The organism is Chitinophaga silvatica, assembly GCF_003419895.1.
Lineage (GTDB): Bacteria > Bacteroidota > Bacteroidia > Chitinophagales > Chitinophagaceae > Chitinophaga > Chitinophaga silvatica.
In genome coordinates, this window is the sequence record NZ_QPMM01000009.1 from 276,280 (window position 1) to 294,524 (window position 18,245).

General features: G+C 38.8%; 11 protein-coding genes. 9 read left to right on the top strand and 2 right to left on the bottom strand.

What is annotated here, in order from left to right; all coding sequences use genetic code 11:
* Nucleotides 1-5: 5 nt before the first annotated feature.
* A complete protein-coding gene (locus tag DVR12_RS17520) occupies nucleotides 6-1,298 on the top strand; it encodes a phenylacetate--CoA ligase family protein (RefSeq protein ID WP_116977085.1) in 1,293 nt (430 codons plus the stop codon).
* On the opposite strand, the gene DVR12_RS17525 is transcribed toward DVR12_RS17520, so the two are convergent.
* Nucleotides 1,295-1,783, bottom strand: coding sequence for a DUF6702 family protein (locus DVR12_RS17525; protein WP_116977159.1), 489 nt, complete (start codon nucleotides 1,781-1,783; stop codon nucleotides 1,295-1,297). The genes DVR12_RS17520 and DVR12_RS17525 overlap by 4 nt on opposite strands.
* Nucleotides 1,784-1,851: 68 nt before the next feature.
* Between DVR12_RS17525 and DVR12_RS17530 the strand changes: the two genes are divergently transcribed.
* The 3 genes from DVR12_RS17530 to DVR12_RS17540 all read left to right on the top strand — a co-directional run bounded on the left by DVR12_RS17530 (nucleotide 1,852) and on the right by DVR12_RS17540 (nucleotide 5,686).
* The gene (locus tag DVR12_RS17530; protein WP_116977086.1) at nucleotides 1,852-2,433 is read left to right on the top strand and encodes a HupE/UreJ family protein; all 582 of its coding nucleotides are present in this window, start codon (nucleotides 1,852-1,854) and stop codon (nucleotides 2,431-2,433) included.
* 48 nt (nucleotides 2,434-2,481) lie between these two features.
* On the top strand, nucleotides 2,482-4,803 hold the full coding sequence (locus DVR12_RS17535) for a M1 family metallopeptidase (protein WP_116977160.1): 2,322 nt from the start codon (nucleotides 2,482-2,484) through the stop codon (nucleotides 4,801-4,803).
* Between the two features lie 70 nt (nucleotides 4,804-4,873).
* Nucleotides 4,874-5,686, top strand: coding sequence for an alpha/beta hydrolase (locus DVR12_RS17540; protein WP_116977087.1), 813 nt, complete (start codon nucleotides 4,874-4,876; stop codon nucleotides 5,684-5,686).
* 61 nt (nucleotides 5,687-5,747) lie between these two features.
* On the opposite strand, the gene DVR12_RS17545 is transcribed toward DVR12_RS17540, so the two are convergent.
* Entirely contained in the window at nucleotides 5,748-6,077 is a 330-nt protein-coding gene (locus DVR12_RS17545; RefSeq protein ID WP_116977088.1) for a hypothetical protein, read from the bottom strand.
* A 325-nt stretch (nucleotides 6,078-6,402) separates the two neighbouring features.
* On the opposite strand from DVR12_RS17545, the gene DVR12_RS17550 reads away from it, so the two are divergent.
* The 5 genes from DVR12_RS17550 to DVR12_RS17570 are packed head-to-tail and all read left to right on the top strand — an operon-like array spanning nucleotide 6,403 to nucleotide 18,241.
* Entirely contained in the window at nucleotides 6,403-8,628 is a 2,226-nt protein-coding gene (locus DVR12_RS17550; RefSeq protein ID WP_147323476.1) for a hypothetical protein, read from the top strand.
* Nucleotides 8,629-8,631: 3 nt separating this feature from the next.
* The gene (locus tag DVR12_RS17555) at nucleotides 8,632-9,735 is read left to right on the top strand and encodes a hypothetical protein (protein ID WP_116977090.1); all 1,104 of its coding nucleotides are present in this window, start codon (nucleotides 8,632-8,634) and stop codon (nucleotides 9,733-9,735) included.
* A 43-nt stretch (nucleotides 9,736-9,778) separates the two neighbouring features.
* Complete coding sequence (locus DVR12_RS17560; RefSeq protein ID WP_116977091.1) at nucleotides 9,779-16,264, top strand: DUF5977 domain-containing protein; 6,486 nt, start codon at nucleotides 9,779-9,781, stop codon at nucleotides 16,262-16,264.
* A gap of 14 nt (nucleotides 16,265-16,278) precedes the next feature.
* On the top strand, nucleotides 16,279-17,505 hold the full coding sequence (locus DVR12_RS17565) for a hypothetical protein (protein WP_116977092.1): 1,227 nt from the start codon (nucleotides 16,279-16,281) through the stop codon (nucleotides 17,503-17,505).
* A gap of 1 nt (nucleotide 17,506) precedes the next feature.
* The gene (locus DVR12_RS17570; protein WP_116977093.1) at nucleotides 17,507-18,241 is read left to right on the top strand and encodes a hypothetical protein; all 735 of its coding nucleotides are present in this window, start codon (nucleotides 17,507-17,509) and stop codon (nucleotides 18,239-18,241) included.
* Nucleotides 18,242-18,245 lie beyond the last annotated feature (4 nt).

Below are 18,245 nucleotides of genomic sequence, written 5' to 3' on the forward strand. Positions count from 1 at the left end.
ACAACATGTATATACCAGATATAGAATTACAGTCGAAAGCTGCTATTCGCGCCTACCAGGAAAAGGAAGTACTTCGCTTGCTTGGCTATTTAAGAGAGTTTTCTCCTTTCTATAAATCATGGTTCAAAAAGCATGAGATAGAGGCAGATAAAGTACAATCGCTCGATGCCTTATCGTTGATTCCGCCTGTTACTAAAGAAGACCTGCAACAACATAACTGGGAGTTTTTATGTGTTGATAAAAGCAGGATTGCTGAATATACTACCACCAGCGGTACCTTAGGCCGGCCTGTGATTATTCCATTAACTGAAAAGGATTTACAACGCCTGACTTATAACGAATATATTTCTTTCAGCTGTGCCGAAGGAAAAGACAGTGATATTTTTCAGCTGATGCTTACGCTCGACCGGCAGTTTATGGCAGGTATGGCTTATTACAACGGTATCAGAAAGTTGGGTGCCGGTGTTTTAAGGGTGGGCCCGGGAGTTCCAGGCATGCAATGGGAAAATATTCAACGTATTCAGCCTACTACTATTGTAGGTGTTCCCAGCTTTATCGTTAAACTGATTGCTTATGCCAAAGAGCATAACATCGATATAAACAGTACCAGCGTTAAGAAAGCTGTGTGCATAGGTGAAAATATCCGCAATACTGATTTTTCATTAAATGTATTGGGGAAGAAGATCACGGAACAATGGAACATTAAGCTGTTCTCGACCTATGCTTCAACTGAAATGCAAACAGCTTTTACAGAATGTAAAGCAGGCCATGGTGGGCATCATCATCCTGAATTACTGTATGTTGAGTTGTTGGATGAAAACGATCGGCCGGTTGGACCTGGAGTAGCGGGTGAAGTAACAATAACAACACTTGGAGTAGAAGGAATGCCGCTACTGCGTTATAAAACAGGTGATATATGTGAATACCATGAAACTGTTTGTGAATGCGGCCGCCACACGCTTCGGCTGTCGCCCGTTATTGGGCGTCGCAAGCAAATGATCAAGTACAAGGGCACTACTTTATATCCGCCAGCCTTGTTCGATTTGCTGAATGATATGGAAGATGTGAAGGAGTTTGTGGTTGAAGTATTTTCCAATGAATTGGGTACAGATGAAATTCTTTTACACCTCTGGCCAAAAGAAGAATCAGAGGAAATGGACAGAAAGATTAAGTCGTACCTGCAAGCGAAGCTGAGAGTAATTCCGCAGGTCAGGTATACTTCACAACAGGATATTATGCGGATGCAGTTTCCGGAGAGCAGTCGTAAGCCTGTAAAGTTTCTGGATAACCGTAATTAGAACTTAAAATTGGCCAGGGTAGCAGGATTATCTAGCTTGCTGCTCTTTCTTTCTCCATTTACCATTACATGGATCATGTTGATCTGCGTAGGATGCTTTTCATATAGCAGACTATTTTTTACCTGGATGTTTTTGGGAACGGGTACTTTTTCTGCTTCGAGGAAGCTCCATACAGCATCTTCTTCTACCTTATAGCCCAGATAATGCAACTTCACGGGTTTACCATCGAGGGTAATCACCAGGTGTTGAGATAGGTAGGTAGCTATATAATCATCCACTTGCTTACGATTGGCGGGTTTGGTGATATCGAAGTTGGTTTTAAATTGCGCTTTCAGGGTATTTTCCAGATCGTCGGTAAAGATCCGGCAGCTTACCTGTAGTTCCTGTTTGCTGGCATCATGCGCAATTTCAGTTACACTCACATAAAAGGGATGCATTAAAGTAATCCATAATGTCATCCACCATTTACATAATAATACCCCCACTTGACAAAAAATTTTAAAAATTAATTTTTTACTTCCTATAATTACCAAATTTATAGATAAGTAGGGAAATGGACGCGTTGTATTTTGAGTTGGGATGGCAACATATTGTAAATTGGGCCGCCTATGACCACATTTTATTTGTAATTGCATTAAGCGCTATTTATCTGTTGAAGGATTGGAGGAAGGTTTTAATATTGGTTACAGCATTTACTATTGGGCATTCGATCACGCTGGCTTTGAGTGTGTTAAACATTATTCGTATACCTGGTGAGATAATTGAGTTTTTAATTCCTGTAACTATTTGTATTACAGCGTTATCTAATATTCTCCGTAAAACAGAACAACCGCAAAACCTGCAACTAAATTACTTTTACGCCCTGTTTTTTGGGTTGATTCATGGATTAGGGTTTTCCAACTACCTTAAAAGCTTGTTGGGAACCCAGGCTTCTCTTGTGCAGCCACTCTTGAGTTTCAACATCGGATTGGAAGTAGGGCAGATTGTGATAGTGCTTTGCATTCTTTTATTTTCATCTGTAATAGTTAAAGTGGGCAATATAAAACGAAAGGATTGGACCATGTTCCTTTCGTCGGCAACTTTTGGAGCCGCTTTTATTATGGTCCTTGAGGGAGTAAGAGGATTTTTAGAATAATCCTGACCCTAACCAGAATCTGACAACAAAAATTTTTTAATGCTGATTATGAGAAAGAATCTTTACCTGACCGGTATGTTGTGTTGCAGTATTTTAGCATTGCGCGCACAGCAAAATCCGGGTTCCAACCACGGAAATCGGTTCGAGCAGTTGGGTACCATGTTACAAACACCCAATATGTACCGCTCGGCTTCCGGAGCTCCAGGGCCTAAATACTGGCAGCAACGGGCCGATTATGAAATCGATGCACAGCTCGACGATGAAAAGCAAAAACTGACGGGTGCTGAAACTATTACCTATTTCAACAACTCTCCCGATCCATTAACATATATCTGGCTGCAGCTGGATGAAAACGAGCACGATCCGAAAAGTGATAATCAGCTGTTCAATGAAAGTAAGATCACAGATAAAATGACCATGGCAGGATTGAAAGGTATTTTACCTCCAAATCCTGAACTGGGAGTTAAGATCGTAAAAGTTACCGACGAAGCAGGAAAGGCTTTGCCATATACTATCAATCAGACCATGATGAGAATTGATCTGCCTAAGACTCTCATGCCTGGAGAAAAATATAAATTCAAAGTTTCCTGGTGGTACAATTTGTCTAACCGGATGGTAGAAGGTGGTCGTGGTGGCTACGAGTTTTTCCCGGAAGATAAAAACTACTTGTATACAATAACGCAATGGTATCCACGCCTGGCTGTATATTCTGATTTCCAGGGATGGCAAAACAAGCAATTTACCGGTCGTGGTGAATTTGCTCTCACCTTTGGTAATTTCAAAGTGAAAATGACAGTGCCTGCAGATCACGTAGTTGGTGGTACCGGTGAATGTCAGAATTACAAAGACATGCTCACACCTGCACAATATCAACGTTGGCAGAAAGCCCAAATCAGCAAGGAACCAATTGAAGTAGTAACTCTGGATGAGGCTAAAAATGCAATGAAGGGAAAAGTTGCTGCTACTAAAACATGGGTATTTGAAGCACAGAATGTACGCGATTTTGCGATGGTTTCCTCTCGTCGCCTCGTTTGGGATGCAATGGCTGCTAATGTTGAAGGTAATAAGGTAATGGCTATGTCGTACTATGGCCAGGAAGCATATCCGCTTTATCGCCGTTATTCTACCAAGGCGGTAGCACATACTATCAAATCATATTCCAAGCATACCATCCCGTATCCTTATCCTGTAGCTATTTCAGTTGAAGCGGCAAATGGAATGGAGTATCCGATGATCTGTTTCAACTATGGGCGTGCCGATAAGGATGGAACCTATTCAGAAGCTACCAAAAACGGTATGTTAGGTGTAATCATCCACGAAGTAGGGCATAACTTCTTCCCAATGATCGTGAACTCAGATGAGCGTCAGTGGTCCTGGATGGATGAAGGCTTAAATACATTCTGTCAGTTTATGGCGGAGCAGGAGTGGGATAGCAATTTCCCATCCTCCCGTGGTCCGGCTCATAAGATTGTAGATTATATGAAGATGCCTAAAGATCAATTGGAGCCTATTATGACTAATTCTGAGAATATTATTCAGTTTGGGCCTAATGCGTATGCAAAACCGGCAACTGCACTGAATATTCTTCGTGAAACTATAATGGGGCGTGAACTTTTCGATTTTGCATTCAGGGAATATGCTCGTCGCTGGGCTTTTAAACATCCTACACCGGCCGATTTCTTCAGAACAATGGAAGATGCTTCAGCGGTAGACCTTGATTGGTTCTGGCGTGGTTGGTTCTTCACTACCGAACCTGTAGATATTTCTCTTGATAGCGTAAAATGGTATAGATTCAATGGTGATCCATCTGCTTCTAAACAACTGGCAAAAGAAACCTACGAAAAAGGAATGGACCATGTAGCTCGCCAACGTAATAAGGCAGCAGGAATGAAGTATGTAGTAGATGAAGATACCAGCTTGCAGGACTTTTACAGCAAATGGAATCGTTTTGAAGTAAGCCAGGAAGATAAAGCTGCTTATGAACAATTTTACAACGGATTAACTCCGGCGGAAAAAGCGCTTTACGATAGTAAAAAGAATTTTTATGAACTTACCTTCTCTAATAAAGGTGGACTGGTAATGCCTGTTATTATTGAATGGACGTTTACAGATGGTACTAAAGAAACCGACCGTATTTCGGCCTATATCTGGCGTAAGAACGAAAATGAGGTAACTAAGGTATTTGCGAAAGATAAGCAGGTAGCCTCCATCAAACTTGATCCGTTACGTGAAACAGCGGATATCGACGAAAGTAATAATATGTGGCCAAGAGAGGCTTCTCCCAGCAGGTTTGAATTGTTTAAAGGAGCTACGGGAGTAAGAGGTGCTTCAACCGGAGATAATCCAATGAAGAAAGCAAGTTCGAAATAAACTTACTATTTCATATTTTGTGGGCGGCTATCAGACAGATAGCCGCCTTCTTATTTAAATTCCATTTGAAATGAAATTAGTCATTCGTCTTCTATTATGTTTGTTTCTTGTGAAGTCGGCCAATGCGGCTACAGTAGATACACTTGATATTCGTAGCGCAAAAATGAAGCGTAGCTACAAATGCGTAGTAATAACACCAGATACTTATAAAAGCAATACCCGCCGTTATCCTGTAGTTTATTTACTGCATGGATATAGTGGAAATTATGCCAATTGGATCAGCAAAACTCCGGAGTTGAAAGATATGGTAGATGCTTATCAGTGTATCGTTGTTTGCCCTGATGGAGCTTTTGGTAGCTGGTATTTCGACAGCCCAATAGATAGTGCTTGGCGTTTTGAGACTTATGTAGGTAAGGAAATTCCTGAGTATATCGACCAACATTATCAAACTATTGCTGATCGTAAAGGCAGGGCTATTGCCGGTTTAAGTATGGGAGGACATGGTGCATTGTGGTTGGCTACCCGGCATAGCGAAACATTTGGTGCAGCCGGAAGTATGAGTGGAGGAGTTGATTTCCGCCCATTCCCTAAAAATTGGGATTTGGCAAAGCGTTTGGGAGAACCGGGCCCGGATGGCAGTAACTGGACTAACTGGACAGTTATCAACGAGGTAAATAAATTGAAGCCTGGTAGACTTTCTATTATTGTTGATTGTGGAGTGAAGGACTTTTTTATTGATGTTAATCGCCAGTTACATCAACGTTTACTCGATCTGGGTATCGATCACGATTATACAGAACGCCCTGGACAACATAACTGGGATTATTGGACGAATGCTGTTAAATATCAGATGTTATTCTTCAATCAGTTTTTCAATAAATAGGTATATAGATATATTGATGGGTGAGATTTTTCACCCATCAATATACAGTTAGTTTTCCTTTCTATTTCTTCTTTAACTCCAGACTTGTACACGCTTCTTTAATTACAGTAATATTCCCTTCCCAGCTTTGGCTGCTACAGGAAGCCTTGTAGCTATATACTCCGGGAGTAAGATCAAATGTTGCGGTGTTAGTTGCCCCACAATCGGGTAGTTCAGGGTATGTATTGGTGATAGTATGTGTAACACCGTTTATCGTAACAGCAATGGGGCCACAACCTAAATTCTGGCTTATCCAGAACATAGCCTGAGTAGGTTCTACATAGTCCTTGTCATTCTTTATACATCCCAATGCAAAACATGACAGCGAAAACAATAAAAATCTTTTGCTCATGAAAAAGGGGTGAAAGTGAAGGAAATGGTTACAAGACAAATTTGAGGTATTTTTGTGGTTCTGAGAAATTTATTAAATCGAGTAGGAAATGAAGCTTGTATAAATTTTTAGGATGTTGATCTAAAAAGATGATTGTTTTTATTAAAAATAATATATACATTTACGATAGTCTTTGAGAGTGCAATCTTAAAGTTTGTTTTTGCCCAAGTTAAATCCTATACCAAATGAAACTATTGAATTTGTTTATCCGAGCTACTTTGCATGCGCAGTAAAATTTCCCTGTCAATTTATTGAAGATTTTTTCTGGTCATGTAATCGTGTTCCTTTGAAGCTTATATTTTTATTGTTGCTTGTTACCCTAATATCCGGCGTTTCCGTGTTTGCTCAGGTATTGTCGTTAGGTAGTAAAAATGCTACGGATACGGGTTATTTATACTTATATAACGGCTCCAAAATTCGATCAAGAATTCCGATTGCCTTATATTCTAAATCTGATTCGGTAGATGTTATTGCCGTACGGGCACCTGTACGCAAAATTCAACCTGCTCCAACGCCAGTGCATACACCGTTTCTGGTGATACATGGTAATGTTATGTACGATTATTTCTATCAATCAAATATTGATACCCCATATGTAGAAAAAGATATTCAACAACATACAGTTCAGACAAATCTGAGTATCACTGTCAGAAACAGATATCCCCTCAGAGTGGCTTTTAGTACGCAACAAGGGAATTCGGCGTTGTTTAGAAATTTGACAGGTGCCAGATTATCCTATAACAACAATGATTTTAAAAACCAGTTAATTTTAAATGCAAGAAATTGGGTCATTGGAAATGTAAAACAGCAAAGGCTAATAGATTCGCTTAAAAATCTCGCCGATAGTTTGCAAAGAGAAATTCATTTCTTAAAATATTCATACGGAAATACTCCCTACCTGCAAAGACTTGTGGAAGCAAGAGAATTGGCATTTAAACTAAGACTGGATTCTATTGCAGGAAAATATAAAGGAAAGGTTTCTACCGACTCGTTGTATAAAAAAATCATGGTTGATAAAGAGTTAGAGCTGAAGAGGATTGATTCAATGCAACTTGTGCTGGATAAGTTAAAGAAAAGCTATCAATTGGTAATAGATAAACAAAACAGAATAAAATCTGGCCTACTTGATGCATTACAACATAGCAGAAATAATAAAGAGTTATCAGATGCTCTGGAAAGATTAAACCTGCCTGATACTGTTTTGCCGAAAGGATTTAAGACGTTATTGGCCATACGAAGTTTTGGAATAGGCAGAACGATAGCAGATTATTCTGAGCTAACAGCAAAGAATATAAGTATTTCAGGTGTTCAGATTGAGTATAACCCTTCTTATTACCTGGCTGTTGCAACAGGAACTGTCGACTATCAGTTCAGAAATTTTATTGTAAAAGAGAAAAGAAATCCACAATACTTGAGCCTGATAAGAGGTGGGGTTGGAATGAAAGAATCTAATCACCTTTATTTTACTTACTACACGGGTAAGAAACAGTTATATGGCGGTAATGCAGTAGTTGACACAGGTGCGGTTGCTGATAACCATCTGATGGGGATTGCATTGGAAACGCAACTTAAACTGGGAGAACAAACTTTTCTTACTGGTGAAGTTGCCAGGTCATCTATGCCTTATAACAGCAGAAAAGTGCATGGTGAAAATAATTTGAGCAGTATGATGAACTTTTCCCGTCGCTCTAATGAAGCATATACAATTGGGTTTAATACTGTTATATCGAAGGTGTACACACGCTTATCTGCCATGTATAAACTGATGGGGAATGACTTTCAATCATTCAGCTTTTATACTACAGGTTCAAGACAGATCGCATGGAATATTCAGGGAGAGCAACCATTTTTTAAGCAAAAGATCCTATTGGCGGGTGCCATCAGGAAGAATGATTATGCTACTTTCTATACACCATCAAATTATCAGAGTAACACACTGTTTAAAAGTATTCAGTTAACCGTACGAGTACCAAAGTATCCAATTGTTAGCCTGGCTTATCAACCAACTTCTCAATTAATGAAATTAGGAGAAGGCGAATTCAGTGAACAGGTTTTTTATATGTTATCAGGTACCGCTACTTATACTTATACTTATAAAGGTATTATGATGAATAGCATGTTATCATATTCAAGATTTTACAACAGACAAACTGATACAGCTTTTGTGTATTTCAACAGTAAAAACCTGATGGCAGGACATACCCTGTTCCTGAAACGGTTTACAATTGCAGGCCAGGCATCTGCTGCGCTCACAGAAAATTATTCAGTACACGGACTTACAGGCGAAACTACCTGGAAAATGTTTGATTGGTTGGAAGTTGGGGGAGCACTGAAATATAATCATCAATCACAAACTAATAATATACAATGGGGCTATTGTGGCAATTCACGAATAAATGTCAAACGCATCGGAGAAATTGCAATTAGGGTAGATAAAAGCTACCTGCCAGGGCCTGAAAGAAAACTAGTTTCAAACAATACAGGAAGATTAACCTATACCAGGATATTTTAAACTATGAATCAAGTTAAATCCCTATTCGGCACTGTATTCCTAACAATGCTGATATCTATGAAATTAAGTGCGCAGGTAACAATGTCTGCACAGGTACCGGCTGCCGGTATTATACAGCAGTCACAGTTATGGAATATTGTAGTCAACAATATTTCAAATAAACAGGCAACTGTTACTATTATGATGCGGCTTATGGATGCTGACAATGGTCAACCTGTTTTTTCTGGAACGTCAAGACCCGTAGTATTAGGGGCAGGAGCAAAGCAGCTCCAGTTGAAAGATCTTAGTCCGATTAGTTATGAGTATCTATCCCCAATAGCAGATCGGCGCGAAAATGCATTATTGCCACCCGGTAAATTCCGTGTATGCTATAGCGTTGTTGTAATGGGAGATAAGTCTATGAGCCCTCAATCTGAAGACTGTATCAACTTTGTAGTAGAGCCTGTAGCTCCACCTCAATTGACTAGTCCTGCTAATACCAGTATTGTAGAACAACCATTGCCACATTTTACATGGATCCCCCCGGCTCCGCTCAACCTGTTTTCTGATTTGAACTATGATATAATATTGGTTCAATTGTTCGAAAATCAATCTCCGTTGGAAGCTGTGCAAACTAACATACCAATATACAGAACTTCTTCGTTGCGCCAGCCCTTTCTGAGTTATCCTGCTGGTGCTCCGGCACTTGATACTGGTGTAACATATGCCTGGATGATTACTGCAAATAATGGCCGGCAGTATGCTGCACAGACAGATGTATGGACTTTTAAAATGAAGTCTGTGGTGCAGGAAGCAACCGTTGATTTGACCGGATATATTGAATTAAGGAGAAGCAGTAATCAGATTATTAATTGTAGCAGGGCAGTAAAATGCAGTTATGTAAATGATGCAGGTGACGCTAAAGCTGCTTATCAGATTGTATCCTTAGATAAAACGAATGACGTGATCAAATATGGGAATGTGAATTTGAGTGAAGGAACTAATCTGATAGAATTACCATTAGATAAGGGACGGAAGTTGTCGGAAGGTAAATTATATGTTTTCCGTTTGTTTAGCAGCCGTAATGAAGTATGGGAGATGAAATTCATTTACCATTCAATACAGTAATCGAAATATAAAATATTGTTCCTATACCTTTAAATAGTATTTCATGATATTGGCTTTTGTAGCGCGTGGGAAGAAATGGATAGCATCATGTCTTTTGGCTATGCTGTACTTAGAGATATTGATCCCCGCAAATGTACAGGCGAAACCTATTTCAACTGGTTATCGAAACCCAGGCATTGTTAGAGTAAACCATTCACTTAGTCTTAAATCAACATTAGCAACTTCTGCCAATGTAAAAACAGCGATACCGGTTACCAGTGCAACTGCTGCCTCCACAGCTATAGCATTTGGAGGGCCTTCACAACCTGAAGTAGAAGCTTTTCACCCTGCCAGCGCAGATAATATGGTTGATTTATTTTCAGGGGATTTCTCTTATTCAATCCCATTATTGGATGTTGGTGGATACCCGGTTACCTTAGGTTATAACAGTGGAATTACCATGGATCAGGAAGCAAGTTGGGTAGGCCTGGGATGGAATATTAGTCCTGGTAGTGTAACACGTAATCTTCGTGGGCTACCTGATGACTTTGATGGTAAATCGGATTTTGTTACTAAAGAAACAACCACCAGGAAGAATAAAACTGTTGGCATTACAGGTGGTATGGATGTAGAAGTCGCAGGATTGCCTGCAAAACTGGGGCTTGGTGTTAAACTGGGGATTTTTCATAATACTTACAGAGGTTGGGGTACAGAATCCGGCATAAATGCTTCCTTAAGTGCTGGTAACAAATCGAAAGGTAGTATGACAGCTGGTTTGTCATTGGATAATAATTCTCAGACAGGAATTACTATCTCTCCTTCTTTGTCTTATTCTTTCCAGGATAAAGACCATGGAGAAAACCCGTATGGTGGAAGTGTAAGTCTTTCAACTGGTTATAATTCAAGGTCAGGGCTTACTTCTTTACAATTGTCTGGCGGCCTTTCAAAGTATAAAATGGATGATAAAAATGTGAAGAGAACTAGTGGAAGTGGGAGTTATAGTCATTCTAGCAGTATTTCCTTTGCTAATCCCGCTCATACTCCTACAATGAAAGTAGCCTATACCAATAAGATGTGGACAGTTACTCTAAAATATGGAGGAGCGGCAACTATTGTGCATCCAAACTTTTCATTATCGGGCTATATATCGGAACAATATATTGCTGAGAAAGATAAGAGAATAACATTGCCTGCATACGGATATTTAAACTATCAGAATGCTAATGGCAACAACGGTGCATTACTAGATTTCAATAGGGAAAAAGATATTCCATACAGAGATGAGCCTGCTGTTCCTACAATTGCAGTGCCTTCTTATACATATGATGTATTTTCCATGACAGGAGAAGGCATTGGTGGAAGTTTCAGAGCTTACAGAAATGATATAGGCTATGTTTACGACCATGAAATGACTTCAAGGGATGCATCTACAGCTTTAAGCGTCGATTTTGGTGTAGGGTTTATAGCACATACTGGTGTCGATTTATTTGCTACCCGTGCTTACACTAAATCTTCACTTTGGGAATCGAAAAACTATTTGAAGAAAGAATTAGGTTTCAGGAAGGCAGACAAAGATTTTGAACCGGTTTATTTCAGGAGCCCAGGTGAAAAGACAATTAACTCCACCAGTTTTTATGATGTATTGGGAGGAGACCGGGTTGTAACTGCGAAACTGGAGCAAAACCCTGATATATATGGAACAAACATTTTTAGTACTCCCAATTTAACTCCGTATGTAAATGCACAACAACAAGCAGATATACCTATATCTGCTGACAATGCTGTAAAACCAGCAAGAGAAAAGAGGACACAGGTTATTACTTATCTCAATGCAAAGGAGGCAAGTGAAGTCGGTTTGTCGAAGTATATAGAATATTATCCAGAGAATAAGTTTAATATAGACAGAAGTAAAGCTGAATATCAAGGTGAGTATCTAGGAAAAGGAGATGGACTTCTTACTAAGTACTATTATAAAACCGGTTTTGATGTTTATGACAAGACTGTTATTGATTCAAATGTGAACTTTTCTTCAAGAGCAGATTTTAAAGCAGACGCTCAGAATAAGGAATGGTTTTCCATGAAAATGTTTGGAAAGCTTAAGGTTCCATTTTCCAGTACTTATACATTTAAGTTAAGGGCTGATGATGGTATGAGGCTTTTGTTGAACGGTGAAGAATTTATTAATGACTTTAACGAGGGTAGTGCCAGAGATAAATATGCAACTATCCCGATTGAAGGAGGAAGATTATATGACATAGAACTACATTATAATAACTATACAGCAGATGCAGAATTTAAGTTATGGTGGAGTTCAAGCGCATTTGGTGACAACGGTTTTAAAATTATCCCTGCCGGATCTTTTTTTACTGAAAAGAATGATGATGTTTTCATGGTCGATAAAAAATTCTACAGGGAAAAGAGAGTTAATAATATAAAAAAAGAAAATCATATTTCCGAAATTGATGTCTTAAACCCAGATGGCCGAAGGTATGTATATGGTATTCCGGTTTACAACCTTAGTCAGAAAGAAACCACTTTTTCTGTAGATTATAAAAGAGCAGATATAAATGAAGGGTTGGTAGCATACACACCGAATGTAGACGATACATTAAATAATCATATTGGAAGAGATGAGTATTACAATGGACAATTCATGCCAGCATATGCACACTCTTTTTTATTGACTGGTATATTATCTCCAGATTATGTGGATGTTACTGGTAATGGCATTTCAGATGATGATGCGGGAAATGCTATTCGCTTTAACTATACTAAAACAGCAGATATAAAGAACCCCTATAGCTGGCGCGCTCCTTATAGTAGTAAAGCTACCTACAATGAAGGCTTGAAAACAGATAACAGAGATGATAAAGGAAGTTATGTAAGTGGCACCAAAGAAATGTATTACCTGCACTCTATTGAATCTAAAAGTATGGTAGCGGTTTTTACTTTGGAAAAGCGCAGGGATCTGTTACAAATAGATGCATATGGAAATAAAACAGAAGGAGCTGCAAGGTTACTGCGTAAAATTGATCTGTATACCAAAGCCGATTTCCTGAAGAATACAGATACTAACGGTATCGTTCATGCGAGGCCAGTGAAGACAGTGCATTTCGAGTACACCTATGAATTGTGTAAAGGCATCAATCATAGCACCCTCGATACAACCAGTGGTAAACTTACTTTAAAAGAAGTTTGGTTTAGCTATAATGGAAACGAAAAAGGCAAGAAAAACCCTTATCGTTTCAGATACAATAAGTTCAATCCAAATTATGCTTCTAACAAATACGACAGATGGGGTAATTATAAAGATGCTGTCAATAATCCAGCAGGAATCAGTAATGCCGATTATCCTTATGCCTTACAGGATAGTACACTTGCTGCCCGTAATGCAGCGGCATGGACATTAGACACCATTGTTCTGCCTTCTGGTGGTGTGATGACAGTAGATTATGAGAGCGATGATTATGGGTATGTACAAAATAAGGTTGCAACACAGATGTACCAGGTCTATGGCTTCGCGTCAGAGATTCCTGATGCATTGAATGGATTTAAACCCAAATTATACGATAATGCTTCGTCAGGAGATAATTTGTATGTAGCGATAAGAGTGCCATACAAGCTTAACTCTATTTATGATGTTTATCCTCTGTTTGTAAATGACCTTAACCGAATTTATTTCAGACTTGCCGTAAAAATGCCATCTGATAAATTTGGGAGCGGTATTGAATTTGTACCCTGTTATGCTGAAATAGGAAATACGTATTATAAAACTTATGTAGATGGAAACTCCACTGTTATTTGTCTTCCGCTCGTAGGTATTACGGCAGATGGTAACACTCCAGGTGACAGAAGCCCGCTAGGGAAAGCCGCATTACAGTTTTTAAAACTGAATTTACCTTCAAAGGCTTATCCGGGATCTGATGTAGGAGATGATATGAGCCCAATTGATGCAGTGAAAATTTTGTACTCACAAGTGGATAATATTGGTAGCATGGTACTTGGATTTGATGAGATGGCAAAGCTAAAAGGGTATGCAAAAGAAATTGATACTTCACGCTCATTTGTCAGACTTAAAAATCCTAATCTCAAAAAATATGGTGGTGGGATAAGAGTAAAAAGAATCTCTAGCTATGATAATTGGAGTAAGATGACAGGGCAACGCGGAGCAACCTACGGTAAAGAATACCAATACACTACTACAGCCCAGTTGAATGGGGTATATAAGGAAATTAGTAGCGGTGTTGCATCTTATGAACCATTACTGGGTGGAGAAGAAAATCCATGGCGGGTACCCATTGAGTATACAGAGCGTGTATCTGCACTGGCTCCAACAACTTTGGGGTATGTAGAAGAGCCGCTTGGAGAGTCATTTTTTCCGGCTGCTTCTGTGGGATATAGTAAAGTAAGGGTACGCACTATAAACGCTAAGAATAACCGTTCTGTTAACGGATATGATGAAAGCAATTTCTATACTACCAAAGAATTCCCAACAATTGTAGAACGTACTGTAATCAATAACCATAATAAGAAAAGATTTAAGGACCCTCTGAGAGATTTGCTAAGAATAAATGCTAAACATTTGCTGGCAGTATCTCAGGGATTCAAAGTTGAGTTGAATGATATGAATGGGAAACTTCGTTCCCAGGCTACTTATCCTGAAGGAGATTCTGAACACCCGATTTCCTATACTGAGAACTTCTACCGGGTAGATAATCAAAATACTGTTGAGAAGCATCTTAATAATAAGGTGTTAACAATTAATCCTAAGGGAATAATAGAAAATAGTGAAATAGGTAAGGATATGGAGCTGATGTTTGATATGCGCGAGGAAAAATCAGTTACCATGGGGGCAAACATTGGCGTGAATGTGGATATGTTTACAGCCGGAATCTGGCCAATAGTAATTCCATCAGTAATCCCATTACCTCAGCATGAAGAAAATATTTTCAGATCAATTGCTGCTACAAAAGTTATAAACCGCCACGGAATTATTGATAGCGTTATGGCTGTAGATAAAGGTAGTAAGGTGGTGACACATAATTTACTTTATGATTCAGAATCAGGAGATCCTGTTCTGACAAGCGTACAAAATGAATTTAATGACAAAGTATATAACCTTACTTACCCTGCCGGTTGGATCTATGAAGGAATGGCCGGAGCATATAAAAACATTGGAACAGTATTGTCTGGTGTTTATTTCAAAGGTGGTAAGATTGTGAAAGGGTTTAATGGAAATATAAACGACTACTTCTTTAGTGGAGATGAGTTACTTGTTTACACCAAACGCCAGGTAGGAACCAGTGCTTGTATTGATACACTTGCACACTGGCCAGGTGCATTTAAAGTGTGGGCGGTGAATGCCAATATGCTTAAAGGTGGGAAACAAGATATCTATTTTATTAATGACGATGGAACACCTTTTACAGGTAATGATGTGAGCCTTAAAATTATACGTTCTGGTCGTAGGAATATTGCTGCTAATGCCGGAAGTATAAGCATGCTTAAAAACCCGTTGGATGCTGCTCAACTAGTGTTGAATGAACCTTCAGATGTTATTAATGCTTCAATGGTGGAGTATAAAGAGTTCTGGAAAGTGCCTGATAGAAAAGTGCCTGCTATAATTATAGATACTTTTAGGAACACGGCAATGACAATGTCTTTCCTGGTTACTTGTGGTGATAACACTCAAATGGTACCTATAACAATTGAAGCTGGAAAATTTACCTCGGTTGTTAGCCAGGAAAGAGCAGATGACGATGCTAAAAGTTTCCTGTTGATCAGTGGTCCTATGCTCGCATTTAATAAGATTGGCTGTACCTATTATTACAGTGATGCCAACTTTATGTATTTTCAAAAGCAATGTGGTGACCCAACTGCTATTGGAGAATTAGTAAAATATGTTTTAAATGCCAAAGCTGATTCCTCTCTCATTAGTAAAGCTGATGCGAACGATAAAGCTCATGCAAGGTTGTTAGCTGAGGGCCAAGCATTTGCGAATAGTAATGGTAGATGTTATTATTTAAGTGATCCGACTCAGGGAAATTTTACTCGTACCTGTACTCAGGGAATAGCAACACCTGTGACCTATTATCTTAATAGAGGGGCGGATACCTCATATATTAGCCAACTTGATGCTAATGCTAAGGCAGCATTCAGGCTGGCAGTTGAAGGTCCGGCATATGCAGAGTCAAATAGTTATTGCACTTACTTTGTGAAACTAAAACAAGAGGGAGACTGGTCATCGGCGAGCGGTTATTATACCAATTTAGTAGCTTATTTCTATGAAGATGAGGCCTGCACAATACCGACAACAGCAACTAACTTACCTGTGATTATTAATGTTGACGAGTCTACTCAAGTCATTAGCACTTCAACAACTGATACTCATAAGTATTACTCATGGAACGTTATTGCAAATGGTTCAAGAGCGGTACTTAAGTCAAATGTATTTGTTAGTACAGGATCGACAACAATGGAGGTAACAACTATTATCAGATTTTATTATTCACTAGAGATCCCAAGTCAGTATAACGTAATTGTAAAATAGACAACATCCTAATAATGAAAAAGTATTTGTTATTTATATGTTTTGTATTAAGTCGGTTTAGTACATATGGTTTTGATGCTCACGTCAGTAAATGGTATGTTGATACCAGTGGTACTTGTTATAGTGCAGTGCTGGACACAGGAATTAATCCATATACGCTTGGTATTGCTGCCAACTGGCGGCCTGCCAGAACATATGTCTACTATAGTTCAAGAAAGGAAAAGGATGCAACAAGTACGCAGACGAATATACGTAAGGACGGAACTTTTTCAAGTTTTTTGCCATTCTTTAAAAGGAGCACAGATGATACTCTGTTAAAGGTAGCACCGGATACCAGCGTTTGGGTCTGGAATGCACAATCGACCCTCTTTAATATCAAAGGATTTGAAATTGAAAATAAAGATCCTTTAGGTAGATATAATGCTGGTTTATATGGTTATGATTACACATTGCCAACTGCAGTCGTTCAAAACTCACATTTCAGAGAAGCTTTGTATGAAGGGTTTGAAGATTATGACTTCGCTACCAATGGCAATATAGTATGTCAGGTTAGCAGAAATTTTGACTATTCGACCTTTAAAAATCAGTTCGATAGCCTGAACGCCCATAGTGGTATCAGATCCATCAGGGTTACAAAAAATAATCCTGTTGCTGTAGGTGCTAATATTGTGAGTCAGGATGATGATAGCTTCAGTTTCACTGTTAAAACTGCTATCAATCCTTGTGCAGCTAAGGATACCATTTTGACTGCAATACGTGCAGATGCTAAAGTGGTATTACCTTCTTTTTCTCCATACGCTGGCAAAAAGATGTTGGTAAGTGTTTGGGTAAAGGAGGGGGCTATCTGTAATTGCGCCACTTATACTCATGCTGATATCTCAATTAAAACAGGAACGCTTACCGTTACAGCTGTTCCATCAGGTAATATTATAGAAGGTTGGCAAAGGATAGAAAAAGTAATAGACATTCCCTCAGGAGCTACCACTTTTACTGTCACATTTAATAGTAGCAGCGATAGTAATGTATATTTCGATGACCTGAGAATACACCCTTATAATGCTAATATGAAATCGTATGCGTATGACCCGATTTCACTTCGTTTAATGGCAGAACTGGATGAAAATAACTATGCCTCATTTTATGAATACGACGATGACGGAACTCTTATCAGAGTTAAAAAAGAGACCGAAAGGGGTATAAAAACTATTTCAGAATCAAGAAGCGCTTTAATCAAGGAATAAGATGAAGAAAATATTTTTTATTTATTGCTGCCTGCTTATTTCTCATATGATGAAAGCCCAGGATAGTAGTAGCTTAATAAAGGCTACTACTATCCTGTCAGAAGCGGGTGCAGTATTTGCAAAAGGTAATATGGCACTGGATATTACTTATACCTATGCAGATGAACAAACTCCAGATATTATAACAGATTCACTAAAAGGTTATGTTCTGGTATCAGGTGAAAATTATCGGGGTGAGATAGGGAATACGCTTACAGTAAAGAACTCACGTTATAGTATCATCGCATTCAGAGATGAAAAACTACTATATGTGGCCAGATCATCAGATTCAAGTGCAAATCCGGATGCTATTTCTCCATTCAGATTAATCGATAATGCAATCAAATCCGCCGGCATAAAAAATTGTGTGATTAAAGAGAAAAATGGATCTATTCAACTCTCGTTTGTATTTCCTGAAAAAACATCTTATAAGAGTATGAAGATTGTTTTGGATAAGAAATCGAAGAAGATGTTGGAGATAAGCTACATTATAAAAAAATCTTTATTGCCTTCAGAAGAGAAAACAACTAAAGATCTGTATGCCCAGGTAAAAACACTTTTCAATTACCGAAACATAGGCACCATTGCAAAGACTGACTTTGATGAGCATCAGTTTTTTACCAATAAGGCCAACGTTCTGGTGCCAGCTACTGCGTACCAGGGTTATGAAGTATTTATTGGATCTCCTACCAACTAATTCA

Bases quoted from the DNA above. Each gene is read 5' to 3' on its own strand.
- DVR12_RS17545 (WP_116977088.1), bottom strand. From the start codon at position 6,077: ATGAGCAAAAGATTTTTATTGTTTTCGCTGTCATGTTTTGCATTGGGA.
- DVR12_RS17530 (WP_116977086.1), top strand. From the start codon at position 1,852: ATGGACGCGTTGTATTTTGAGTTGGGATGGCAACATATTGTAAATTGG.
- DVR12_RS17565 (WP_116977092.1), top strand. From the start codon at position 16,279: ATGAAAAAGTATTTGTTATTTATATGTTTTGTATTAAGTCGGTTTAGT.
- DVR12_RS17520 (WP_116977085.1), top strand. From the start codon at position 6: ATGTATATACCAGATATAGAATTACAGTCGAAAGCTGCTATTCGCGCC.
- DVR12_RS17555 (WP_116977090.1), top strand. From the start codon at position 8,632: ATGAATCAAGTTAAATCCCTATTCGGCACTGTATTCCTAACAATGCTG.
- DVR12_RS17540 (WP_116977087.1), top strand. From the start codon at position 4,874: ATGAAATTAGTCATTCGTCTTCTATTATGTTTGTTTCTTGTGAAGTCG.
- DVR12_RS17535 (WP_116977160.1), top strand. From the start codon at position 2,482: ATGAGAAAGAATCTTTACCTGACCGGTATGTTGTGTTGCAGTATTTTA.
- DVR12_RS17570 (WP_116977093.1), top strand. From the start codon at position 17,507: ATGAAGAAAATATTTTTTATTTATTGCTGCCTGCTTATTTCTCATATG.
- DVR12_RS17560 (WP_116977091.1), top strand. From the start codon at position 9,779: ATGATATTGGCTTTTGTAGCGCGTGGGAAGAAATGGATAGCATCATGT.